Genomic DNA, 22,353 nt, shown 5'->3' with positions numbered 1-22,353 from the left:
ATTGCGGCAGGCTGCCGGCAAAGCCCGGCTTAGTCGCCCCTGAAGACCGGCTTGACCTTGTTGGCAAAGGCCTCGAAGGCCCGTTCGAAATCGGCCGTCGTCATGCACAGCGCCTGAGCAATAGCCTCCGCCTCGATCGCCTCCTCCACCGACATCGCCCATTCCATGGCCAGCATCCGCTTGGTCATGGTGTTGGCGAAGGTCGGTCCCTCCGCGATTTGCTTGGCGAGCACTTGTGCCTGGGGCAGCACCTGCTCCGGGGTGACGAGGCGGCTGAAGAAGCCCCAGCGCTCGCCCTCCTCCGCGGTCATGAACCGGCCGGTGTAGAGCAACTCGGAAGCGCGGGACTGTCCGATGATCCGCGGCAGGATCGCGCAGGCGCCCATGTCACAACCGGCAAGGCCGACCTTGTTGAAGAGGAATGCTACCTTGGCCCCGCTCGCCGCAAGCCGCATGTCCGACGCCATGGCGATGATCGCGCCCGCGCCGGCACAGATGCCTTCAACCGCGGCAACGATCGGCTGCGGGCAGGCCCGCATCGCCTTGACGAGGTCGCCGGTCATCCGCGTAAACGCCGTCAGCCCCTTGGTGTCCATCTTCACGAGCGGACCGATGATCTCGAACACATCGCCGCCGGACGAGAAATTGGCGCCAGCGCCGGTCATGACGATGGACTTGACCGCATCGTCGAACGCGCAGGCGCGAAAGAAATCGGTCAGTTCGCGATAGCTCTCGAAGGTCAACGGATTCTTTCGTTCCGGACGATTGAGCGTCACGGTTGCAACACCATCGACGACGGCCAGCAGGAAGTGCTGCGGCGAATAGTCCGCAAGCGGTAAGGTCACGGGATTGGCTGGTCTGCTCATACGATCTCCTTGACTTCCTTGCTCCGCGCCTTTGCCATGCGCGCTAAATCTCACCACCGGCAACAGCGATTGCCTGCCCGGTGATTGCGCCGGCGCCCTCGCCGCACAGCCAGAGCACGGCATCCGCGACCTCCCGAGGAGAGATCAATCGCCCTTGCGGATTATGTTTCGCGAGCTCAGCAATGGCCTGCTCGCGGCTCCGCCCCGTCTTTTTCATGATGTTCTCGATGCTGCCGGCGACGAGATCGGTGTCGGTGAAACCGGGACACACCGCGTTGACGGTCACGTTGCTGCCGGCCATCTCGAGAGCGAGAGACCGCACGAGACCGACCACAGCGTGCTTGGCCGCGGTGTAAGCACTGACATAGGCGTATCCCTTGAGCCCCGCCGTGGACGCGATCGCGACGATACGACCATAGGGACGGTCCTTCATCCCGGGCAGCACAGCGCTGACAGCATGGACCACGCCCATGAAATTGACATCCATCATGCGCGCGAACAGGGCGCTGTCGGATTTGGAGAACGGCGCAGACTCGGCGCTTCCCGCGTTGGCGATCAGAATATCGATCGGCTTCCGCGCGCTCGCGTCAGCGATGGCCGTTTTCAATGAGGTTTCGTCCGAGACGTCGGCGACGGCCGCAAAATGCGCTGCCCCTGCGCTGACAGCCTCTTCAAGCGTCGCAGCGTTCCGCCCAAGGACGGTCACCGTTGCACCGGCCTCGACGAGCGCTGCTGCGATGGCGCGACCAATGCCGCGACCGCCACCGGTCACCAGCGCGTGCGGCGAATGCGGTAATCCGGACATGCGCTGGCCTTCCTTGCATTCAGCTAATCGCTCTCTCGATATATTTTAACCTTCAAACTTTTGCAAACAAAGCTCGACTCGGCCGCAAACAGCCGCACGCCGGACCCCGGCCCGAAAATTGCTTTAAGTATAAAATTATCTCTTCCCATCCCTCACAGGCCTGTTAGCATCGAAGGGCCGGACAAAAGGATGTCGCGTGTCGCAGCCTGCGCCAATGATAACAAAGGACGGCCGCTTCGCCTATGAAGCAGCGGGCGATCCGGGCGGGACACCTCTGATTTTCCTGCATGGCATCGGGGGTGCGGCACGGGCCTGGCGGCAGCAGCTTGCCACATTCGGCGACCGCTTCCACGCGATTGCATGGGACATGCCGGGCTATGGCGGATCGGCGCCGCTCTCCAGCGTCAGCATCGCTGCCCTGGCGGATGCGCTTCAGCGATTCATCGAGCAGCTTGGTGCGAGCAAGCCAATTCTGGTCGGGCATTCCATCGGCGGCATGATCGTTCAGCAATGGCTGGTGCAATCCGCGAAACCGGCGCGCGCGGTCGTGCTGGCGCAGACCAGCCCCGCCTTCGGCAAGGCCGACGGCGGTTGGCAGACATCGTTTATCGCCGCACGGCTGGGGCCGCTCGATCGCGGCGAAACGATGAAGTCGCTGGCGCCCTCTCTGGTGAAGGAACTGGTGGGCGACGATCCTGATCCCAGGGGAATGGAGCTTGCACGCGAGTGCATGGCAAGCGTGCCCGAGGCGAGCTATCGCGCCATGATGCTGGCGTTGATTGGCTTCGACCAACGCAGCACCCTCAAGGACATTTCCATCCCGACGCTGCTGCTGTCCGGCTCTAAGGACAACAACGCACCAGCCCCAATGATGGCGAAGACGGCGACCTACATTCCATCTGCCGAGTATGTCGAGTTGGCCGGTGTCGGCCATCTTGCAAACCTTGAGCGCCCCGATGCCTTTGACGAGGCCCTCGGCCGGTTCCTGAACTCCGTCGCGATCAACACGTAGGATGACTGCGCCATGACCATGCAAGTCAGCAAGACCATCGGCGCGAGTGACAAGGTCGCGCTGGATGCACCGATCTTCGATCCCGTCGCATTCCGACTGAGCGACGAGCAGGCCGGCATCATCGCCCGGGCGCGCGAGATCGGCCAGAGCGTGTTCGCCGACCGCGCCGCGACTTACGATCGCGAGGCGATTTTCCCGTCCGAGAATTATCGCGACCTGCATCGCGTCGGCCTGCTCGGTATTGCCGTGCCCAAGAAGCATGGCGGCCTCGGAGCGAATTATCAAACCTACGCCCTCGCGGCAGCCGAAATCGGCCGCTATTGCGGCGCGACTGCGCTCACATGGAACATGCATGTCTGTTCGACGCTGTGGTCGGGCCCACTCGCCGACGATCTCGACATGGATGCAGAGACCCGCGCCGAGCACGAGCGGCGGCGTGCAGTCCACTACAAGCGCATCATCGAGGACGGCGCGATCTATTCGCAGCCGTTCTCGGAGGGCGGTGCGGCAGCGGCAGGCGGCGTCGCTTTCGGCACGGAAGCAAGGCCGGTCGAGCGCGGCTGGGTCGTCAACGGCAAGAAGATCTTTGCATCGCTCTCCGGCCATGCCGACTATTACGGTGTTCTCTGCACCGAGATCGAGGAAGGCGAAAAGGCTTCGCGCCGCAATACGCTTTACCTCGCCATTCCTTCAAAATCGGAAGGCGTTTCGGTCGTCGGCGACTGGGATCCGCTCGGCATGCGCGGAACGGTCTCGCGCACGCTGCTGTTCAAGGATGTCTTCGTGCCGGCAGATTCGGCGCTGATGCCGCGGGGTGTCTATTTCCAGGCCGCGATGCGCTGGCCGCACATGTTCCTGACGCTGTCGCCGACCTATATGGGCCTTGCTCAAACCGCCTATGACTTCACCGTGCGATATCTGCGCGGCGAAGTACCGGGCATGCCGCCTGTCAAGCGCAGGATGTATCCGACCAAGCAGATTGCGGTCGCGCAGATGCAGATCAAGCTCGAGCAGATCAAGGCAATCTGGTTCCAGGCGGTCACCGAGGCGCGCGCCAACCCGAGCAAGGAGCAGGTGCTGCGCGCCTATGCCGCGCAATATTCGGTGATGGAGGGTGCCAATGAGCTCGCCGCGCTCGCGATCCGCACCTGCGGCGGTCAGGCCATGCTCCGCTCGCTGCCGCTCGAGCGGATCTATCGCGACAGCCGCTGCGGCTCGCTGATGCTGCCCTGGACAGCCGAGCTCTGCCTCGACCGGATCGGGCGCGAGGCACTGTACGAGGCCGGCGAAACGGACGACTGACGGTGGACCTCTGTAGTCTGATCGATCGCAACGCGGCGTTCGCGCCAGACAAGACAGCCATTGCCTTCGAAGGCGAACGGTTGAGCTATGCAGCGTTCGCTGCGCGGATCGAACGGACCGCCGCGACATTGAAGCAGGAGCTTGGCGTAGGCCGGGGCGACCGCGTTGCCATCCTCAGTCTGAACCGGCCGGACTATCTGGTTCTGCTCTATGCCTGCGCGCGGCTCGGCGCGATGCTGGTGCCCCTGAACTGGCGTCTGGCTGTCGCCGAGCAGCTTTTCATCCTCAATGATGCCGGCGCCAAGGTCCTGGTGCTCGAGCAGGCATTTGAGGGAATTCTTGCCGAACTCGAGGGCACTGCAATTGTCGGGCTCGATTTCGAACCGCCTCGCGGCACGACGTTCGAAAACTTGTTGGCTCGGAGCCGGGGCACCGGCCGCAACCCGCACACCGATCTCTCCTGCCCGCTCCTCATTGTCTACACATCGGGAACGACCGGACGACCGAAAGGCGCGGTGCTGCGCCAGGAGGCGTTGTTGTGGAACGGCGTCATGAGCCAACACATGCACAACATGACGTCTGACGACCATGTGCTGACACTGCTGCCATTCTTCCACGTCGGTGGCCTCAACATCCAGACCACAGCGGCGCTCCAGCTGGGCGCGATGGTCACGGTTCACGCACGCTTCACGCCGGTCACCGCGCTTGCAGCCATCGAACGGGAGCGGCCGACCTTGACCGTGATGGTGCCGGCGATCATCCAGGCCGTAAGCGAGCATCCCGCCTGGACCATGACCGACCTTTCATCACTCAAAGCCGTCGCGACCGGCTCGACCATCGTGCCGCCGCATCTGATCGACCGTTTCGTCGCGCGTGGCGTCCCGGTGCTCCAGGTCTATGGCTCGACGGAAACATGCCCCATTGCAGTCTACACCCGGCTTGGTGGCGATCTCTCGCGCGCGGGATCGACCGGGCTTGCCGGCCTGTGCTGCGAAGCGAAAGTGATTGATCAGGCCGGCAACGAGGTGCCGGCGGGCGCACCGGGCGAGATCGCGGTGCGCGGCCCCAACGTGTTCTTCGAATATTGGGGCAATGCGGACGCCACGCGCGATGCGCTGCACGACGGCTGGTATCGTACCGGCGATATCGGCCTGTGCGACGCGGACGGCTATTTCTGGGTGCGCGACCGCAAGAAGAACATGATCATTTCCGGCGGCGAGAACATCTATCCGGCGGAGGTCGAACGCGTCCTGCTCGAACATCCCGATGTCAGCGAATGCGCCGTGATCGCCCGGCCCGATCCACGTTGGGACGAGGTGCCCATCGCCTACGTGATCCCGCGGTCCGGCGGTCGACTGGAAGCAGACGCGTTGAAAGTGCATCTCCAGGCCCAGCTCGCCCGCTACAAGGTTCCGCGCGACATCATTTTCGTCACGGACCTGCCGCGCACAGCGCTGGGCAAGGTCCAGCATTTCCTGCTGAAGCAGCTTGATGCGCAATCGCGCGCGCAAGGAGAAGCATCTTGAAGATTGCGGTTCTGGGCGGGGGAAACGGCTCTTTCGCGGCCGCGGGCGATTTTGCTCTGTCGGGACATGAGGTCCGGCTCTGGCGCCGCGACGCGGGTCAGGTCGCAGCCCATCGCGCCGCCGGCTCGCGCGTCCTGGTGAAGGATCATAACGGCCGTCACGACGTGAAACTGGCGCTGGCGACGACCGGCATCGCCGAGGCCGTCAACGGCGCGGAGCTGATCCTGTGCCCTGCCCCCGCCTTCGCGCAGCCTGATATCGCGCGCCTGCTTGCTCCACATCTGCGGGATGGACAGGTCGTGTTTCTGCCGCCGGCCACGTTCGGCTCGATGATCTTCGCCCAGGCTGCGCGGGATTCCGGCAACCACGCCAAGGCGTGCTTTGCCGAAACCGGGACCTTGCCCTGGCTGACCCGCAAGCACGGATCCTTCGAGGTGGCGATCACCATCCGCGCCAAGCGACTGCCGGTCGGCGTTTTCCCGCTCGATCAGGCGCCGCGCGCACTTGAGGTGATTGGACAGGCTTTCCCCGGCGCAATCGAGCCGTGCGGAGATGCTCTCTCCGGTGCGCTGATGAACGCAGGCCCGATTATCCATCCGCCGCTGATCGTGATGAATGCAGGCCCGATCGCGCATTTCGAAAAGTGGGACATTCACAAGGAGGGAACGCAAGCCGCGATCCGCCGGGTCACCGACGCGCTCGACGCCGAACGGATCGCCGTCCGCGAAGCGCTTGGATATGGCGCACCGCATTTTCCGCTCGCCCATCACTATGCCAGGGAAGGCGAGATCTGGATGTATGGCCGCGGCTCGCATGACCGGCTGACCGATTCCGGCGACTGGCGCGAGCGGATCCTACTGACCGAGCACCGCTATATGAGAGAAGATTTGCGGCTTGGGCTGTCGCTGCTGGTCTCCGTCGCCGGCCTGGCAGGCGTGGCTACGCCGCTGGCCAAGGCATTCCTGGCCATCGGCGGCGCAATCTGCGGTGAGGATTTCGCGCAAGGCGGCCGGACGCTCGAGACGCTGGGGCTCGGCAATCTCGACAAGGCCGCTTTGCAGACGCTTCTTCGCAAGGGATTTTGACCGATGGCCAGCCGAGCCACCATCGCCTGTCTCGGAGCCGGCCGCATGGGGCGCGGCATCGCCGTCGCGTTTGCCTACGCGGGGCATACGGTCACGATGATCGACGTCAAGGCCCGTTCAGCGGAAGATTTCGTCAGGCTGGAGGCAGATGCGCTCGGCGAAGTCAGGAAGATCTTTGCCAGCCTGGCGAAGCTGGGGCTACTGACTGAGGCGGACGTCGATCCGCTGATCGCGCGGGTCTCGGTGGTGCCGGGCAGCCAGAGCGCGGCGGCACTGTCCGATGCGGGAATAGTCTTCGAAGGGGTCCCCGAAGTCGTCGCGCTCAAGCGGAATGTGCTGGGGGCCGCCTCAAAGCAAGTCGGGCCCAATACCATCATCGCATCAACGACGTCGACCATCCTTGTCGACGATCTCTCGGGCGCGATCGTGAATCCTCGCCGCTTCCTCAATGTGCACTGGCTCAATCCGGCCTATCTGATCCCGCTGGTGGAGGTTTCGCCCGGTAAGGTCACCGACGCCGCCATCATCGAGGAGGTCAAGGCGCTACTCGAAGGCATCGGCAAGGTGCCGGTGGTCTGCGCGGCGACACCCGGCTTCATCGTCCCGCGCATTCAGGCGCTGGCGATGAATGAGGCCGCGCGCATGGTCGAGGAAGGCGTCGCCAGCGCCGAGGAGATCGATAAGGCGATCCGCTACGGCTTCGGCTTCCGCTACGCCGTGTTCGGGCTGCTCGAATTCATCGACTGGGGTGGCGGCGACATTTTGTACTACGCCAGCCGGTATCTCGAGGGCGCACTTGGCAGTGACCGCTATCGCGCACCGGACGTCATTAGCCGCAACATGCACGAAGGCCGGATCGGCCTGCGCACGGGCGCAGGCTTTCTGGATTATTCAGGCATGGACGTCGACGCCTACCGGACAAAGCGGCTTCAGGCCATGGTCGACCTGCTCCGTCACTTCGATCTGGCGCGGCCGCCTGTGCTCGATCGGAACTAGCCGAAGACGTCCTGCAGCACCCCGTCACGCACCACCGCGACGCCATCGAGCTCAATCGTCGTCCCCATCATCGGCAGATCGAAATGGCCGGCCGTGTAGCGGCCGGCGAATTCGTTGGCACCGGTCGAGAACAGGAAGTTGCCGGAGACGGCACGAATTTCGGTGCCGTTGGTGTCGCGCTGGTCATACATCGACAGCGCCTCGTAGCGCGCACCCGGATTCATGCCGAACCCGACATGCGAGACCGCATAGGCTTCCCGATCGCCCCAGGCGGCAAGATAGGCACGCATCATTGCGGCATCAGTGCCCTTGCCTTCCAGTTCGACAACATAATCGTCCTTCAGTGTCATCTTCACCGGCGATGTCAGGTAACGCTTGAAGGTCAGGTTGATGTCGCCGGGCGCCATCACCAGCGTGCCATTGATCGTTCCGCTCTTGGGGAAGCTGACGACGATGCCTCCAGGCCAATGCGCCAGCGTACCGGGCTTGTCCGTCCACCCCCACACGCCGACCGTGGACGCGCCGACCATATCGACGTCGAGCGCCGTGCCGGCCTTTGAAGTCACCCGCATCCGCTTGGTCCCGCGCAGCATCTTCGCCGCCGCGCGAACGCGCTTCTCGAGTGCGGGATCCGGCACCATACGTTCCAGCGCCTCGGGATGCTCGTTGGAGATCACCAGGATGCGCGCCCCGGCTTTCAGGATCTCGGGTGTCTCCACCGCATGCATCAGGCCCTCGATGGTGCAATCCACAACAAAGCCGGCCTGTTGAAGCGCGGTGATCACCGGGCCAAGCCGCTGGATCGCCTCGCTCGCCCCTGTCGAGCGAACCGGAACGATATTCCGGTTACGCGGGGTCGGCATCACCACGTGAAACGGTCGCGCGCCCATGCGCAGCAGCGCGAGCTCCGCCAGGTGAACATTCAACGCACGTGACTGGGTTTCCGAGAGGATCGCCGCGGTATCGCGGGCCTTGACGGCGCATCGCTCAAAAATCTCGCAAAATGCGTCGATCCATTTTGCCTCGATGCGATCAGCCAGCATGGTCTACTCCCGGTCTTCCTGTTTCTTCTTCGTCAGTTCATGCTTCGGGGAAACCCCGCAGCAGATACGCGCGCACTGCCCCCAGCAGGCCATTGAGGATCAGGCCCAGCAGCGAGATCGTGATCAGCGGCACGAACATATCGACGGCCTGAAAGGTCCGAGCCGCCGTGACGAGGACATGTCCGAGCCCGTCGCTCGACGTGATCATCTCCGCCAGAAACACCACGATGCAGGAAATGACAAGGCCGATCCGGCAACCGGTCAGGATCGACGGCATCGCTGCCGGCAGCACCACCTTGAACAGAATCTCATAGCGCGGCGTTCCCGCCGCCATGGCCGACCAGATCAGCTTCTGCTCCACCGTTGAAGCGCCGTAATAAGTAGAGAGCAAAATGGGAAAGAGTGCATCCGCCGCGACCAGCGTGATCTTCGATCCGTGACCGAAGCCGAGCAGCAGCAGCAATGCTGGATAGAGCGCGACCTTGGGCAACGGCGCGAGCACGCGAACGATCGGCCGGACCACGGCGTTGATAGCCGGACTGGCGGCGGCGGCGATGCCGATGCTGACACCGAGCACGACCGCAATCGCGAAGCCGGCAAACAACCGGATCAGGGTCGCCGCGATCTCCTGCTGAAACGACCATGTCACGAGTTGCTGAAGCAGCCTGCTGAAGACGTATCCCGGCGGCGGCAGCAACACCGCAGGCGCAAAGCCAAATGATACGAGGCCTTGCCACAGCGCGATCACCAGCACGATCGGCGCGAGCCCGAGGATGACGTTGGTAGAGCGAAGCTGCGGCATCATGAGAAGCTCAGCGGCATGTCGAACTGAGGCTCAGACCAGCGCACCAGCCTTGCGCGGACCCGCTCGAAGATCGCATCCAGGTAAATTCCCATCGCGCCGACGATGATGATCATGGCAAAGACGGTGTCGTATTGGCCCATGTCGAGTGCATTGAACAGGATGTTGCCGGCGCCGGACTGACGGGCGATCATCTCGCTGGTAATCATCGTGATCAGCGCCAGCACGAGTCCGGTGCGGCAACCGGTCAGAATTTCCGGCAGCGCCGCCGGCAGTACGATCCGGACCAGCCGTTGCGCAGGCGAAAGTCCCATCGCTGCGCCCGACCACAGCATCTTCTCTTCCACCGCCCTGGCGCCCTCGAAGCTGTGATAGATGACGGGCAGGCTGACGCCAAGGAAGATCACCAGCGTCTTCGTGATGTCACCGACGCCTAGCCACAGCATGATGATCGGCATCAAGGCGGCCTTCGGCACCGGGTAGATCACCATCAGGAGCGGATTGAAGAAAGCCGCGACGGCCCGGCTGCGGCCCATCAACAAGCCGAGTGGGATCGAAACCGATACCGCTATGCCAAACCCGACCGCCATGCGGCGGAGCGAGGCCAGGATGTTGATCAGCGCTTCCTTATCTCCGAGGATGTCCGGGATTGCACGGATTGCCTCGATCGCCGTCGGGAAGCTGTCGTTCTTCAGCGCGAGTGACGCAACCTGCCATGCCGCAAGAAGCCCGATGCAGGCAAACACCGGCGCGGCACGCTTGGCAAGGGCCGTCAGCGATGTCATCACGCCGATCCCGTATCTTCGACCTCGTCGAACATCCGCTCGATATCGACAACGTATTTCTGGTAGCGAGGGTCGAGCAGCAGCTCGCGGCGTCGGCGCGGCCGGGGCAGATCGATGTCGATGACCTCGCGGATGCGGCCGGGAGACTTCGACATCATCACGACCTTGTCTGAGAGGAAAACCGCTTCGTCCACAGAATGCGTGACGAACAGCACCGTCTTGCGATCACGCTCCCAGATACTCAACAGATCGTTCTGCAGGCGCGTTCGCGTGTGAGCATCGAGTGCGCCAAACGGCTCGTCCATCAACAGAACCTCAGGATGGTAAGCCAGCGTTCGAGCCAATGCCACGCGCTGCTTCATGCCGCCGGACAGTTCCTTGGGATAGAAGTTCTCATAGCCCTTGAGCCCGACCATTTCGATCAAAGCCCGGCTCTGTGCTTCCGCCTCGGTGGTGCGCACGCCCTGCTGGCGAGGGCCGTACATCACATTGCCCAGCACGGTCTTCCACGGAAACAACGCGAACTCCTGGAACACCGGACCGCGATCCGGCCCTGGTCCCGTGATCGTCCGTCCCCTGATCTTTGCTGAGCCGCTGGTCGGGCTGACGAAGCCGCCGACGACGTAAAGCAATGTCGACTTGCCGCAGCCGGATGGACCAAGGATGGAGACGAAGGCTCCCTCCTCGATCGCCAGCGAGATGTCCGATAGCGCCACATGGTCCTTGCCCGCCGAGGTCTGAAATACCTGCGAGACGTTCTCGATCTCGATGATTGCAGAAGCCGGTTTTTGCGGCGTCACCGGTCTCACCCATTCGCTCGATCTCGAAGGCACTACCTTCATCTCGTCTCACTTCATTCGCGCGACCCCTGCGCAACAGGCTTACTGAACATCCTCCGTCAGCGACGCGAGCTTAGCAAGAAACTTGCCAGACCAGTGGCTGTTTCCGGCAGGTTCGCCGCGTCATCCGAACCAGGGCCATTCTGCGGGCCCCTCATGCGTCACGGCCCCGCCCGGTGCCTGGCCAACCAATCGGGCATATTTCGCCAGCGCGCCGGCACGGTGACGAGGTGGACGCGGCTTCCAATCGTGCCGGCGAGCAGCGAGTTCCTGCTCGTCGACCAGCATATCCATCCGCCGGTTCGCGGCATCAATCCGGATCCTGTCGCCATCGCGTACCAGCGCCAGCGGACCGCCGACGAAGGCCTCCGGAGACACATAGCCGATGCACATTCCGCGGGTGGCGCCGGAGAACCGCCCATCCGTGATCAGGGCCACCTTCTCGCCCATGCCCTGGCCATAGATCAGCGCGGTAACGCCGAGCATCTCGCGCATGCCCGGACCGCCCACCGGCCCTTCATTGCGGATCACGAGAACCTCGCCCGCCTGATAGGTGCGATCACGAACCGCCGCGACGCAGGCCTCCTCGTCTTCGAAAACGCGCGCCACGCCTTCAAAGAATTGGTTCTTAAGGCCCGCGACCTTGATCACCGCACCATCGGGACAGAGGTTTCCCTTCAGCACGGCCACACCGCCATCTGGCATGATCGGCGCGCGAGCCGCGTAAACGACCTCTCCGTCAGGAGCGTTGGCGGCGCCATACTCTTCGGCAAGTGTACGGCCCGTGATCGACAGGCAACTGCCATCAATATGCCCGCTCTGGATCAGCTCCCGGATCACCACGGCAGCGCCGCCGATATCGTAGACATCCTTTGCCGTATATTTGCCTCCCGGCCGCAGATTTCCGATCAGCGGCGTCCTGGCAAAAACCTCGCCGACATCATCGATCGTGAATGCGATGCCGGCCTCGTTCGCGATCGCCGGCAGATGCAGCGCAGCATTGGTCGAACCGCCCGTGGCAGCCACGATCGCCGCACCGTTTTCCAGGGATTTCCGCGTCACGACGTCGCGCGGCAACGGTCCGCCGCGCTCCAGCATCTCCATGATGAGGCGACCGGCCCGCCTGGATATCTGCGCGCGCTCGGCATAGACACCTGGCACCATCGACACATTTGGAATGGTGAGGCCCATCGCCTCCGACACCATCCCCATGGTATTGGCAGTGAATTGGCCGGCGCACGCGCCGATGGTCGGCAGGCAGGCCCGCTCGATCCGCTCGAGCGTGGCGCCGTCGATCTCTCCGGTCATGAAGCTGCCGACAGCCTCGTAGGAGTCGAGCACGGTGAGGGTTCGCCCGTCTACGCGGCCCGGTAGCGCGCTGCCGCCATAGATGAAAATAGCCGGCACGTTACAGCGGACCATGCCCATCATCACGCCGGGAAGCGTCTTGTCGCATCCGCCGTATCCGATCAGCGCATCGTAGGCGAGACCATGGACGACGGCTTCGATCGAGTCGGCAATCAGCTCCCGCGAAAAAAGGGAGAACTTCATCCCCTCGTGATTCATGCTGATACCGTCCGAAACCGACACGGTCGAAAACTCGCGTGGCGTGCCGCCGGCCTCCTCGATTCCCGTCTTGGCCGCTGCGACCTGAAAGTCGTGCGTCATGTTGCAGGGCGTCTGTTCCCCCTTCATGCTGACGACGCCGACCATCGGCTTGGCAATCGCAGCGTCGTCGAGCCCCATCGCGCGCATGAATGCGCGGTGCGGGGCCCGGTCGAGACCATCCGTCGTGATCCGAGATCGGAGCTTCTTCATACGTGCATCTTCTTCATGCAACGTCCCGGATCATCCCGGACGCCGCGACCTTCTCGCTCGGTTCATTCGCCCGATCGCCTATTGAAGCGGAGCGACAATCGTCGGATGCTTGAATTGCGCGACATCCAATTTTGGCAGCATCCCGGTCTCCGCGTAGATGTCCAGCATCTTCTGGATCGCGGGGAAATTCGGTGCCGCACCGGGATCGCGGCCGAAATCATTGTCCTTGAGCAGGTAGGTCTCGAGAACCGGAATAGGTGCCTTCAGAACTTCGTTGACGACTTTCAACGTCTCTTCGCGGTTCGCCAGCGCTTTCTTCATGCCGGAGGTAATGTCACGCACGTAAGCCTTGACCAGTTCCGGGTTCTTGTCGACGAAATCGGCACGGCAGGCTTCCAGGATGTGCACGATGTTCGGCATCGCCTGCGACAGCGAGAACAGTTTGCGCGTGCCGCCCTTTGCCTCCGCGCGCGCGGCAAATGGCTGGTTCATGTTGACCGCATCGACGCGGCCCTGCCGCAACGCATCTTCGGAGACGGCAAAGCCGACCTCGACCAGCTTGATGTCCTTGGCCGGATCGATGCCATTCTGCTTCAGCAACAGATTGAACGGGCCTTGGGTGCCGCCGCCGATCACGGAGATTCCGACCGTCTTGCCTTTGAGATCGGCGATCGTCTTGATCGGGGAGTCGTCCATGACAGCCCAGTAGACCGAGAAACCACCGGCCTTCTCGAAGACATGCTGCGCCACGATGTAGGCCTTGAGGTTGCCGCCAACCACGCCGTTGGCGAGCGACAGCGGCGCCTGGGTCGCGCAATCCAGCGCGCCCGCCGCCAACGCCTGCGTCATCGGAGCGGTGCCCTGAAACTGGGTCCATTCGATGTTGTAGGCCTTGCCGATGTTGGGAAACTCAGCCGGGCGGCGCATCATCCAGTATTTGGATTCCTCGGCCGGAATCGTCCAGCCGACGCGAATTGTCTGCTGCGCCCATGACGAGCCTGCGCCCGCGCTCACGGCGGCTGCCGCCCCCAAAGCCAGGATCCACTTCGAAACGGTTCGCATCGTGCCCACTCCGCTGCCCAGGCGCCGACCGGCGCCATCCAACCCGACCGTGGCAAATGTTTCATGGTTCAAACAATCAAGCAAGCCATGCAGGCCGCGCGGTTTCGTCGTGGGATACACCATGTATGGTAGTGCAACGTCGCGCGGCGTCGTGGAGGGATAGATGGAGGCAACCTATGGCTGAAGGGAGCAAGACAAACCCGCAAGGCGTCGAGCGGCTCGGCTATCTCGGCCTTGGGCTGATGGGGACACCGATGAGCCGGCGCCTGCTCAACACCGGCCATCAGATCACTGTCTGGAACCGTTCGGAAGGGAAGATGGCCGCGCTCGTCGAGGCCGGTGCCAGACGCGCAGCCAGCCCACACGACTTGATGGAGAGCTCGGACATCGTCTTCATGTGCGTGACGGATGCGGCCGCCGTGGAAGAGGTGATCTTCGGGCCCGCGAGCATCTCAACTGCGCCCGGCGCGGGCAAGCTCGTGGTCGACTTCTCGTCGATCCATCCTGACGCCGCACGGGACCTTGCAACGCGATTGTTAGCAGCGAATGGCGCTGGCTGGATCGACGCGCCGGTGTCCGGTGGTAGCAAGGGCGCTGAGGAAGGCACGCTTGCCATCATGGCCGGCGGAAGAGCCAGCGACATCGAGCGGGTCCGCCCCTACGTGCTGGCTATGGCACGCAGGTTCACCCACATGGGCCCGACCGGCGCGGGGCAGACCACAAAGCTGTGCAACCAGGTGATCGTCGGATGCGCGATGGCTGTTCTTGCGGAGGCAACACGCCTTGCCGTGAACGCCGGAATCGATGCCAACCGATTGCCCGAAGCACTCGCCGGCGGCTTTGCTGACTCCATTCCGTTGCAGCTGTTCGTTCCGCGGATGGTCCAGGGCATTCACTCACCCCCGCTTGGTCACATCGCTACAATGCTCAAGGACCTCGATTCCGTCGCCGATGTCGCGCAGACGACGTCGACCCCGGTGCCCATGGCCTCGCTTGCCGGACAACTTTTCAGGCTCGCCAAGGCCGCGCGAGGCGCGGATGCGGATGCGCTCGAAATCTACAAGCTTTCGGCGGGGAGCGCTGAACCGTCGAGCGCGAACTGAAGCACGCGGGCTGTGACTGCTTGCGCTAGCCGTCGGCGAGAAATCGGCCGAACGCGCCGCGCGCGAAGAGCAGCGGCTCCTTCGCATTGTAAGTATAGGCCTCGACCGCACCGAGAAAGATCACGTGGTCGCCGCCGTAGTAGCGATTGACCGAGCGGCATTGAAAATTGGCGACGCTCTCGGCGAGCACCGGGGCGTTGCCGAGGCCCGGCGTCCACTCGACACCGGTGAACTTGTCATCAGACGATTTAGCGAATTTGCTCGCAAGCGCCTGTTGCGAAACGCCAAGAACGTTGACCGTGAAATGACTGGCGTTCTGGAAGATGGTCAAGCTGGAGGAATAGACGACCAGGCTCCAAAGAACCAGCGGCGGATTCAGCGAGACCGAGGCAAACGAATTGCACGTCAGGCCATAGGGCTTGCCGTCAGGAGCCGCGGCTGTGATGATCGTCACCCCCGTGGCGTAGGTGCCTAGCGCACTGCGGAAATCACGGGGATCGATCGGCGAGCTGTCGCTCGCGAGTTCGTTGGCCGGATCGGGAACGGCCGGCTGCTTCGGCAGATCATTCATCGGCCGGCCTCACAGCGTGAGATTCTCGGACGGCAGGCCCAACGCCACGCGTCCATAGTTGGTCCCGGCTGCATCGAAATTGAACGCGAGATGCGAATTGATCGCGTGCGCATCGCGGAACTGCCGCTGCAGCGCGCCCGTCGTGAACAGGCCGCGTGCTCCGCTCGCGGCAAACAGCATCGACACCGCATCCGTGCAGAAGTTCACTGAAAAAGCCCCGTCGCGCCGATATCGGGTCTTGGTCGCCATATCGGGGATATGACCCCGCCTTGCATCCTGCATGGCATTCAGACAGGCCGAGCGCATGATCAGGCGTGCAGCGTCGATCTTCGCCGAGGCCTCAGCGATCTTGATCTGGGTGCTTTGAAAGTCGCTCAGCCTGGCGTGGTTGTAGGTGGAAATGCGATGACGGACGACCTCCGCATAATCGTCGAGACACGCCTGCGCGTTCCCCAGCGCGACGCCGGAGAGAACGTAGGGAAACAGCGAGAACACCGGGAGCGCATACAGCGGGTTGGGATTGAGCTTGCTTCCCGGCGTCGGACCGCCGTCAAGATCGCCGACCGCGACTGTCATGTCGTCGGGCACGAAAGCGTCCCTGACCTCCACGTCGCAGGACCCTGTCCCGCGCAGCCCCGCGACATTCCATGTGTCGAGGACCTTGTAGTCGGCTTTCGGCAGCAGAAATATCCGATACTCGATGCCGTCTGCCTCGTCGTCGGAGTAGACCACGCTTGCAAGCATGTTCCACGCGCAGGAGGCAACGCCCGAGGAGAACGGCCAGCTGCCGTGGAGCCGGTATCCGCCCTCAACTCGCGTGGCACGTCCGGCCGGAAAAATGAACGAGGACGCGATTAGCGCGTCCGGGTCACGGCCCCAGACCAGATCCTGCGCCGTCGGCTGGAACATGCCGAGCATCCAATGATGGCTCGCCAGATTGGCCAGATTCCATGCCACCGAGGCGTCTGCTTGTCCGAGCAGGTCCGCGCAGTCGATCAAGGCGACATAATCGAGTTCTGCGCCGCCAATGCGCTTGGGCTGAAGCATTCGGAACAGGCCGGCGTCGTGCAGATCCTTCTCGGTTTCCGGCGGCAAATGCCGCAACTCCTCCGTCCGTGCCGCCCGCTCTCGCAGCCGCGGCAGAAGGGCCCGGGCCTTCGCGACCATTGCCGCATGGGCAGGTTCATCGGATTGCACCGCCGCGGGCCGGCCCACGCTCGGCTCTTGACCAGGCGCCATTCATATCCCTCGCTTTATGCATTTATGCGGCGAGACCCTTGCCAAATCAAGCCGAGGCAGCGCTGTCGGAGTATGGTGGTCCTGAACAAGGCGCCGGAAGGATGCGATACCGCGAAGGTGGCGGCATTGCCAAGCCATGATCCGCCAGCCGCGCGAGGCCTGGCCTGTAGGATCGCCCTCCAGGCTCAGCCCGACGTCGAGGGTTTGCCCGATCCGAAGACGCCCTTTTGGGTGAACTGCGATAGCCGACGCTCGTCATAACCCAGCGTATCACGCAAGACCTGCTCCGTGTGCTCGCCCAGCAACGGAGCAGCCACAGGATCAACCGGGCCGGTCAAGCTCATGGCAATCGGCGGCTCGATGTTCGGGACCCACCCCGCCGTACGATGCGGAATCCGGTTCAAGCGATGGCGCGCTCGCGCCTCCGGTGCATTGAACCCCTCCTCGACCGTCCGGAGATAGCCGACCGGGATATTGGCCAGCTTCATCTTCGCCATCCAGTTCTCGAGGGTATCGCTTGCAAAGACCTCCGCGATGGCTGCTCGCAAAAGCTCCTTGTGCTCGGAGCGGGCTTTGCGCGTTGCAAACTGCGGATCGGTGATGAGATCGGGCCTGTTCAGCACTTCAACCACCAGCCGGCGATAGAGCCGGTCATTCGCGCAGGCCATGTAAAGCGGTCCATCGGAGGCCTCGTAGACGCCGACGGTAGGTGAGCCACTCGGCGAATTACCAAACCGACCGGGATTTTCGCCGTTGATCAGATAGGCCATGCCATAGAAACCAGTCATGCCCATCGCGACGTCGAACAGGGCGACCTCGACATGCTGGCCGCGACCGAGCCGATCCCGCGCCAACAGCGCCATCAGGATGGCGTTGCAGGCAGACATCCCCGTCGCCATGTCCACGATGGGCGGGCCGGTGCGAACCGCAGGGCCATCGGCAAATCCGTTGAGCGACATGAAGCCGCTTTCCGCCTGCGTGATCGGATCAAAACCGGGACGCGAGGCAAACGGTCCGGTGCGCCCGTAGGCGGAGATCGAGCAATAGACTAGCCGCGGATTGAGCGGCGCAACAGCTTCATAGTCGAGGCCAAATTTCTTCATGACCCCGCTGGAGAAGTTCTCGACGACCACGTCGGCCTTGCGAATCAAATCCAGCGCGATCTCACGAGCCTCCGGCACGGTAAGGTCGAGCGCGATGCCGCGCTTATTGCGATTCAGGCTGAGATAGGCAGCGCTCTCTCCACCGATCTCGGCGTGTTCATACGCGCGCGTGTCGTCGCCCCCGTCCGGATTCTCGATCTTGATGACGTGCGCGCCGAAATCAGCAAGCGTCTGCGTACAGGCCGGGCCGGCAACCACACGCGTGAAATCGACGACCAGCAGACCATCGAGCGCGGTAGGCGCGCCCGTCGCCCGCGACGAACGTTCCGGCAATTGAGGTTTGGTGGGCATCGACGGCGCTCCCTTACATCGGCTTATGGTTGCCGAATTTCCCGCAGGAGCAAACTTAAAGCCCGGCACCGCTGACTTCGCAAGTCCTTCGCCCGCATCGCTTCAATACGCAAAAAGGGCCCGGCAGCTGTCAAGCTGCCGGGCCCTTGAACGTTCCGTGTTGCGCTTCATCTCGCGCGAACCATTTTTGCGTTGCGTGAATCGCGTTCCGCACCACGGGAAACCTGGCTCCACTCGCTCAGCGAAGCCGCTTTCGCCAGTAAAGCGTATGCGGCCAAGCCCAGGGCACATGGGCGTTCAAAGAGTCGATAGCCCGCCCGGATGAAATTATTGGCAGACACCGGATTGTCCGTCGTATCCGAGACGATGCTGTCCCATCCAATACGCCGTGCCCTTGCCTCGATCACCCGCATCATCCTGCACTGGAGGTCACGTCCCCTGTGCCGCTGCAACACACCGACCCTGGAGAAATAGCCGCCATTTCGAATGTGCGTTGACGTTCACGAAACCGGCGAAGGCTACTGGCTCATCGCCGTGATAGGCAAGCCACCACGCCCCTAACTTGAATTGTGGCAAGGGAGCCGCATTGAAGTACGTCAACCGGTGAAGGTCAACCAATGTATCGGCGATGTCGCCATCGGTGCATCGACGATGCGAATTCTGTGCATGAGACGGTCCGTTGGGTAAGGACGACGTGAGTGGAATGCAGCAATGTCGTCGCGGCTGAGGCTCACTTGCCGAGCACGACCTTGACGCTTAGCCCAACCACACCCATCAGACCGGTGGCGATCACCGTAATCACGGCCTTGAGCGTGTAGCTCTGCGCCTGCTCCACGCTCGTTCGCCATCGGCGCAGGTGCTGAAAATCGGCCCTCAGCTCTTTTCGGTCGTCATCCTCGATTCCGAAGGACGCCAGCACCGATGCCACCGTCCTCAATACGATGGCATCGATGTTCGCCTGCTGAAGCCTCTGTTGCTCAGCCAGCGTCTCGGCAACGATCGCCCTGATTTCGTCATCCGCCATCTTCACCGCTTGATGATCCTTTCAAAGTTCTCGAAGCCGCGCGTAGCGAAGTAGGAGACAACCAGATTGGCTCCGGAGACCGCAGCGGCGCGAGCACTGGCCCAGCGCCGTGGGCCGGCACGTTCGCGCGTACGCGGCCAGCAATGGTACGGCCGGCGGCGCACCAGGTTCGACGAGTGCGTGGCCGCAACGCGCCGCGGCCGTCCGATCTCGATCGAGACGAAAAAACCCGCGGCGGAAGCTTTCCGCGCGGGTGAACCAAACTCGTTTCGATGATGCCATTCTGCCAGTGTTTTCGCAGACGTGTCAAACGAACGAATTCGCTTAAGCCGCGTTAGGCGATCAGGAGGGCCGGCAGATGACACTCAAGACGACCTCACAAAACACGTCGCCAAATCTTCCTGGACGAAAGCCGCGCAGCGACAAGGAGCGGGACACGCAGGAAGCCGTCGTTGAGGACGCCGGCGACATGGAGGACAAGGACTGCGATCTCGTGAATGGCGAGGGCGGCCCCATCGACCTTCCCACCAAGGCCGGCGATTTGTCGAAGGACGATTAGGCCGCTCCGCAGACGGGGCGCATCTCGCCGGAACTTACGCCACGGCGGCCGCGTTTATTCCTTCAGAAGGAACGTTGTGCGATGAGCCATACCGTACTGGTTGTTGACGACGATCCCAGCGTGCTCGACGTCATCGTTGACATGCTGGAAGATCTCGGCTGCGAAGTCATCAGCGCCCGGAGCGGCCACGATGCGCTCGACCGGCTCAAGCAGAACCAGGATATCTCCATCCTCATCACCGACATCAACATGCCTGGCATGGACGGTCATGAACTGGCCGAGCGGGCCAGGCGAGACCGCCCGGAACTGAAGATCCTGCAATTGTCCGGGCGTGAACCCCGGCGCGACGGCCTTCCCATGATCAGAAAGCCGTTTTCGTTCGAGGAACTCGCCAGCACCATGCAGCGGACCACCGGCATCTGCTGAAGGTCGCAAGCCCAGAAAACGCAAAACAAAACCCGCAGCGGATCGCGTCCGCGCGGGTTGAACCAAACTCTTTTTCGATGATGGCATTATGCCGGTGTTTTGCCCGACGTGTCAACGCGGCGAACGCGGACAAAGGATTCTCTCTCCCCACTCAGATATGTGGTGTGCAACGGGCTTGCTTCAAGCCCCCGACCCTGCCGTAGAACCCTCGACCCGAACACCATTCAACACCAAGGGTCATCACATGCCTGTACTGCTTCCGACGTCCCGGACGCGCGGCCACGCCAAAGGGGCTGGCGCCCGCCACGCGCAAGACCAAGTGAAAGACCACGCGGTGGTGATCGCCGGCGCTGGCCCGACCGGCTTGATGCTGGCCGCGGAGCTCGCGCTCGCGCGTGTCGACGTCGCCTTGGTCGAACGGCGCGCCGACCAGGAGCTAACAGGCACGCGCGCCGGCGGCTTGCACGCGCGCAGCATCGAGATCCTCGACCAGCGCGGCGTCGCGGATCGCTTCCTGCGCGAAGGACAGATCACCCAGCTCGCTGGCTTCGCCTGGACCAGGCTCGACATCAGCGACCTCCCCACCCGCCACGCTTACGGGCTCGCCCTGCGGCAGAGCCACATCGAGCGCATCCTGGCTGACTGGGTCAGCGAGCTCGCGGTGCCGATCTATCGCAACCGCGAGGTGACGGGTTTTGCGCAGGACGAGACCGGCATCGACGTGACGCTCTCCGGCGGCGAGACCTTGCGCGCAAATTATCTGGTCGGCTGTGACGGCGGCCGCAGCCTGGTGCGCAAGGCCGCCGGCATCGACTTCATCGGCACAGGTCCGACGCTGAGCAACCTCATGGCCGAAGTCGAGATGCGAGTGGAGCCGGAATGGGGCCTGCGCCACGACGCACTCGGCTTTCACGGCCTCAGCAAGACCGCGAGTGGGCGCGTGCTGGTGGTCGTGACCGAAGCGACGCTCGATCGCACGGGCGCGCCCGGCCCCCGCGATCTCAGCGAAGCCCTCGTCGCCGTATACGGCACCGACTTCGGGCTCCAAAACCCGTCCTGGATCTCCCGCTTCACCGATGCGGCACGGCAGGCCGCGTCCTATCGCAGCGGACGCGTGCTGCTCGCCGGCGATGCCGCGCATATCCATCACTCCGTCGGCGGACAAGGCCTCAACACCGGCGTGCAGGACGCCGTCAATCTCGGCTGGAAGCTCGCGCAAGTGGTCAAGGGCCTATCGCCCGAAACCCTGCTCGACACCTACCATGCCGAGCGCCATCCCGTCGGCGCGCGGACCTTGCGCAACACCATGGCGCAAATCGCCTTGCTCCGCCGCGGCGAGGACGGCCTCAAGGCCGCGCGTGAGGTCGTCTCCGAACTGCTCGGCATGGACGAGCCGCGTAAGCGTTTTGGCGCGATGATGAGCGGGCTCGACGTGCACTATGATCTCGGCAAAGGACACGCACTGCTCGGGCGCCGCATCCCCGATCTCGATTTGACAGTCGAAGGGCGTCCGCTGCGACTATTCACGCTGCTGCACGACGCGCGGGGCTTGCTGTTCAATTTTGGCGAGAAGAATAGCTTCGATACCGCACCATGGGCTGATCGCATCAAAACAGTGGATGTCGAACACGACGGCGCCTGGGAGCTTCCGAACATCGGACAAGTCGCAGTACCAAGCGCCGTGCTGGTGCGGCCGGACGGGCACGTGGCCTGGGTGAGAGATCAAAGTCATCACGGACTTGCGGACGCGCTGACGAGGTGGTTCGGGGCGCCTGCGGCGTAACGAGAAGCAGTGCACCCGCCGCCGAAACAAACAGCCCGCGGTTCGCCGCAGGCTGTTGAGTATCAGGTTTTTGCAACCCGACTCAAGATTCGGATGTTGCGCCGCTCGTCGGCTTCCGGTGCGGCTGCGTTTCCGGGCAAGCCAAATTCCAGAGCTGGCCTTTCCGATTCATATGCTAGCCCATTGGCGATCCATTGTGGCCATCCGGTGCCCCTACCTGCTTCAACGCGATTTAGACGCCCTTTCGCTTCCG

21 protein-coding genes and 1 pseudogene are annotated in these 22,353 nt (G+C 63.0%); 9 read left to right on the top strand and 13 right to left on the bottom strand.

Translation table 11 applies throughout. The annotated features are described in order from the left end of the window. Positions 1–29: 29 nt before the first annotated feature. Positions 30–866 (bottom strand): enoyl-CoA hydratase family protein, encoded by an 837-nt coding sequence (locus IVB54_RS13000; protein WP_247452905.1) that lies wholly within the window; start codon positions 864–866, stop codon positions 30–32. Positions 867–909: 43 nt separating this feature from the next. After that, positions 910–1,671 carry an SDR family oxidoreductase gene (locus IVB54_RS12995; RefSeq protein ID WP_247375016.1) on the bottom strand — a complete coding sequence of 254 codons (762 nt, stop codon included), beginning with the start codon at positions 1,669–1,671 and terminating at the stop codon, positions 910–912. A 214-nt stretch (positions 1,672–1,885) separates the two neighbouring features. Here IVB54_RS12995 and IVB54_RS12990 point away from each other — a divergent pair, with 214 nt between their 5' ends. Genes IVB54_RS12990 through IVB54_RS12970 form a run of 5 tightly spaced genes read left to right on the top strand, consistent with a single transcriptional unit; the run spans position 1,886 to position 7,592 of the window. Further along, on the top strand, positions 1,886–2,683 hold the full coding sequence (locus IVB54_RS12990) for an alpha/beta hydrolase (protein ID WP_247398460.1): 798 nt from the start codon (positions 1,886–1,888) through the stop codon (positions 2,681–2,683). A 12-nt stretch (positions 2,684–2,695) separates the two neighbouring features. Further along, positions 2,696–3,985 carry an acyl-CoA dehydrogenase gene (locus tag IVB54_RS12985; RefSeq protein ID WP_247452909.1) on the top strand — a complete coding sequence of 430 codons (1,290 nt, stop codon included), beginning with the start codon at positions 2,696–2,698 and terminating at the stop codon, positions 3,983–3,985. 2 nt (positions 3,986–3,987) lie between these two features. After that, positions 3,988–5,511 (top strand): AMP-binding protein, encoded by a 1,524-nt coding sequence (locus IVB54_RS12980; RefSeq protein WP_247452911.1) that lies wholly within the window; start codon positions 3,988–3,990, stop codon positions 5,509–5,511. Then, entirely contained in the window at positions 5,508–6,596 is a 1,089-nt protein-coding gene (locus IVB54_RS12975; RefSeq protein ID WP_247452913.1) for an NAD/NADP-dependent octopine/nopaline dehydrogenase family protein, read from the top strand. Before IVB54_RS12980 ends, IVB54_RS12975 begins: the two co-directional genes overlap by 4 nt. 3 nt (positions 6,597–6,599) lie before the next feature. Further along, the gene (locus IVB54_RS12970; protein WP_247452915.1) at positions 6,600–7,592 is read left to right on the top strand and encodes a 3-hydroxybutyryl-CoA dehydrogenase; all 993 of its coding nucleotides are present in this window, start codon (positions 6,600–6,602) and stop codon (positions 7,590–7,592) included. On the opposite strand, the gene IVB54_RS12965 is transcribed toward IVB54_RS12970, so the two are convergent. From IVB54_RS12965 to IVB54_RS12940, 6 genes are all read right to left on the bottom strand, one after another. Beyond that, on the bottom strand, positions 7,589–8,635 hold the full coding sequence (locus tag IVB54_RS12965; RefSeq protein ID WP_247452916.1) for a peptidase M29: 1,047 nt from the start codon (positions 8,633–8,635) through the stop codon (positions 7,589–7,591). The two genes, IVB54_RS12970 and IVB54_RS12965, sit on opposite strands and share 4 nt — an antisense overlap. A 37-nt stretch (positions 8,636–8,672) precedes the next feature. Continuing rightward, complete coding sequence (locus tag IVB54_RS12960) at positions 8,673–9,440, bottom strand: ABC transporter permease subunit (protein ID WP_247452918.1); 768 nt, start codon at positions 9,438–9,440, stop codon at positions 8,673–8,675. Beyond that, positions 9,437–10,222, bottom strand: a complete 786-nt coding sequence (locus IVB54_RS12955) for an ABC transporter permease (RefSeq protein ID WP_247452919.1) — start codon at positions 10,220–10,222, stop codon at positions 9,437–9,439. The genes IVB54_RS12960 and IVB54_RS12955 overlap by 4 nt, the downstream gene beginning before the upstream one ends. Continuing rightward, positions 10,222–11,064 (bottom strand): ABC transporter ATP-binding protein, encoded by an 843-nt coding sequence (locus tag IVB54_RS12950; protein ID WP_247452920.1) that lies wholly within the window; start codon positions 11,062–11,064, stop codon positions 10,222–10,224. Before IVB54_RS12950 ends, IVB54_RS12955 begins: the two co-directional genes overlap by 1 nt. A 120-nt stretch (positions 11,065–11,184) precedes the next feature. After that, positions 11,185–12,879 carry a dihydroxy-acid dehydratase gene (gene ilvD / locus IVB54_RS12945; RefSeq protein WP_247452921.1) on the bottom strand — a complete coding sequence of 565 codons (1,695 nt, stop codon included), beginning with the start codon at positions 12,877–12,879 and terminating at the stop codon, positions 11,185–11,187. 78 nt (positions 12,880–12,957) lie between these two features. Continuing rightward, complete coding sequence (locus IVB54_RS12940; RefSeq protein WP_247335234.1) at positions 12,958–13,941, bottom strand: ABC transporter substrate-binding protein; 984 nt, start codon at positions 13,939–13,941, stop codon at positions 12,958–12,960. 176 nt (positions 13,942–14,117) lie between these two features. On the opposite strand from IVB54_RS12940, the gene IVB54_RS12935 reads away from it, so the two are divergent. Continuing rightward, entirely contained in the window at positions 14,118–15,044 is a 927-nt protein-coding gene (locus tag IVB54_RS12935; protein ID WP_247452923.1) for an NAD(P)-dependent oxidoreductase, read from the top strand. Between the two features lie 25 nt (positions 15,045–15,069). Here IVB54_RS12935 and IVB54_RS12930 read toward each other — a convergent pair whose 3' ends face one another. The 5 genes and pseudogenes from IVB54_RS12930 to IVB54_RS12910 form a co-directional block, all read right to left on the bottom strand. Then, positions 15,070–15,615 (bottom strand): flavin reductase family protein, encoded by a 546-nt coding sequence (locus tag IVB54_RS12930; RefSeq protein ID WP_085349517.1) that lies wholly within the window; start codon positions 15,613–15,615, stop codon positions 15,070–15,072. A gap of 9 nt (positions 15,616–15,624) precedes the next feature. Beyond that, positions 15,625–16,854 carry an acyl-CoA dehydrogenase family protein gene (locus IVB54_RS12925; protein WP_247452925.1) on the bottom strand — a complete coding sequence of 410 codons (1,230 nt, stop codon included), beginning with the start codon at positions 16,852–16,854 and terminating at the stop codon, positions 15,625–15,627. A gap of 185 nt (positions 16,855–17,039) precedes the next feature. After that, entirely contained in the window at positions 17,040–18,308 is a 1,269-nt protein-coding gene (locus IVB54_RS12920; RefSeq protein WP_247452938.1) for a CoA transferase, read from the bottom strand. A 238-nt stretch (positions 18,309–18,546) separates the two neighbouring features. Next, positions 18,547–18,976 (bottom strand): annotated as a pseudogene (locus IVB54_RS12915) (GNAT family N-acetyltransferase). 62 nt (positions 18,977–19,038) lie between these two features. Then, entirely contained in the window at positions 19,039–19,338 is a 300-nt protein-coding gene (locus tag IVB54_RS12910) for a hypothetical protein (protein ID WP_247452927.1), read from the bottom strand. A gap of 352 nt (positions 19,339–19,690) precedes the next feature. Here IVB54_RS12910 and IVB54_RS12905 point away from each other — a divergent pair, with 352 nt between their 5' ends. The 3 genes from IVB54_RS12905 (at position 19,691) to IVB54_RS12895 (ending at position 22,100) form a co-directional block, all read left to right on the top strand. Further along, positions 19,691–19,891: a hypothetical protein gene (locus tag IVB54_RS12905; RefSeq protein WP_247452929.1), complete on the top strand. Its 201-nt coding sequence runs from the start codon at positions 19,691–19,693 to the stop codon at positions 19,889–19,891. Between the two features lie 81 nt (positions 19,892–19,972). Further along, positions 19,973–20,317: a response regulator gene (locus tag IVB54_RS12900; protein WP_085384639.1), complete on the top strand. Its 345-nt coding sequence runs from the start codon at positions 19,973–19,975 to the stop codon at positions 20,315–20,317. A gap of 244 nt (positions 20,318–20,561) precedes the next feature. Continuing rightward, the gene (locus IVB54_RS12895; RefSeq protein WP_247452931.1) at positions 20,562–22,100 is read left to right on the top strand and encodes an FAD-dependent monooxygenase; all 1,539 of its coding nucleotides are present in this window, start codon (positions 20,562–20,564) and stop codon (positions 22,098–22,100) included. The last annotated feature ends 253 nt before the right edge of the window (positions 22,101–22,353 follow it).

It is taken from the genome of Bradyrhizobium sp. CW1 (assembly GCF_023100665.1).
Lineage (GTDB): Bacteria > Pseudomonadota > Alphaproteobacteria > Rhizobiales > Xanthobacteraceae > Bradyrhizobium > Bradyrhizobium canariense_D.
Note: the sequence above shows the minus strand (reverse complement) of the source record. Positions and strands in the feature narration are given on the sequence as shown.

What these genes read in the sequence shown, in the direction of transcription:
- IVB54_RS13000 (WP_247452905.1), bottom strand. Translation starts at nt 866, where the DNA reads ATGAGCAGACCAGCCAATCCCGTGACCTTACCGCTTGCGGACTATTCG.
- IVB54_RS12995 (WP_247375016.1), bottom strand. Translation starts at nt 1,671, where the DNA reads ATGTCCGGATTACCGCATTCGCCGCACGCGCTGGTGACCGGTGGCGGT.
- IVB54_RS12990 (WP_247398460.1), top strand. Translation starts at nt 1,886, where the DNA reads ATGATAACAAAGGACGGCCGCTTCGCCTATGAAGCAGCGGGCGATCCG.
- IVB54_RS12985 (WP_247452909.1), top strand. Translation starts at nt 2,696, where the DNA reads ATGACCATGCAAGTCAGCAAGACCATCGGCGCGAGTGACAAGGTCGCG.
- IVB54_RS12970 (WP_247452915.1), top strand. Translation starts at nt 6,600, where the DNA reads ATGGCCAGCCGAGCCACCATCGCCTGTCTCGGAGCCGGCCGCATGGGG.
- IVB54_RS12965 (WP_247452916.1), bottom strand. Translation starts at nt 8,635, where the DNA reads ATGCTGGCTGATCGCATCGAGGCAAAATGGATCGACGCATTTTGCGAG.
- IVB54_RS12960 (WP_247452918.1), bottom strand. Translation starts at nt 9,440, where the DNA reads ATGATGCCGCAGCTTCGCTCTACCAACGTCATCCTCGGGCTCGCGCCG.
- IVB54_RS12955 (WP_247452919.1), bottom strand. Translation starts at nt 10,222, where the DNA reads ATGACATCGCTGACGGCCCTTGCCAAGCGTGCCGCGCCGGTGTTTGCC.
- IVB54_RS12950 (WP_247452920.1), bottom strand. Translation starts at nt 11,064, where the DNA reads ATGAAGGTAGTGCCTTCGAGATCGAGCGAATGGGTGAGACCGGTGACG.
- ilvD (WP_247452921.1), bottom strand. Translation starts at nt 12,879, where the DNA reads ATGAAGAAGCTCCGATCTCGGATCACGACGGATGGTCTCGACCGGGCC.
- IVB54_RS12940 (WP_247335234.1), bottom strand. Translation starts at nt 13,941, where the DNA reads ATGCGAACCGTTTCGAAGTGGATCCTGGCTTTGGGGGCGGCAGCCGCC.
- IVB54_RS12935 (WP_247452923.1), top strand. Translation starts at nt 14,118, where the DNA reads ATGGCTGAAGGGAGCAAGACAAACCCGCAAGGCGTCGAGCGGCTCGGC.
- IVB54_RS12930 (WP_085349517.1), bottom strand. Translation starts at nt 15,615, where the DNA reads ATGAATGATCTGCCGAAGCAGCCGGCCGTTCCCGATCCGGCCAACGAA.
- IVB54_RS12925 (WP_247452925.1), bottom strand. Translation starts at nt 16,854, where the DNA reads ATGGCGCCTGGTCAAGAGCCGAGCGTGGGCCGGCCCGCGGCGGTGCAA.
- IVB54_RS12920 (WP_247452938.1), bottom strand. Translation starts at nt 18,308, where the DNA reads ATGCCCACCAAACCTCAATTGCCGGAACGTTCGTCGCGGGCGACGGGC.
- IVB54_RS12905 (WP_247452929.1), top strand. Translation starts at nt 19,691, where the DNA reads ATGACACTCAAGACGACCTCACAAAACACGTCGCCAAATCTTCCTGGA.
- IVB54_RS12900 (WP_085384639.1), top strand. Translation starts at nt 19,973, where the DNA reads ATGAGCCATACCGTACTGGTTGTTGACGACGATCCCAGCGTGCTCGAC.
- IVB54_RS12895 (WP_247452931.1), top strand. Translation starts at nt 20,562, where the DNA reads ATGCCTGTACTGCTTCCGACGTCCCGGACGCGCGGCCACGCCAAAGGG.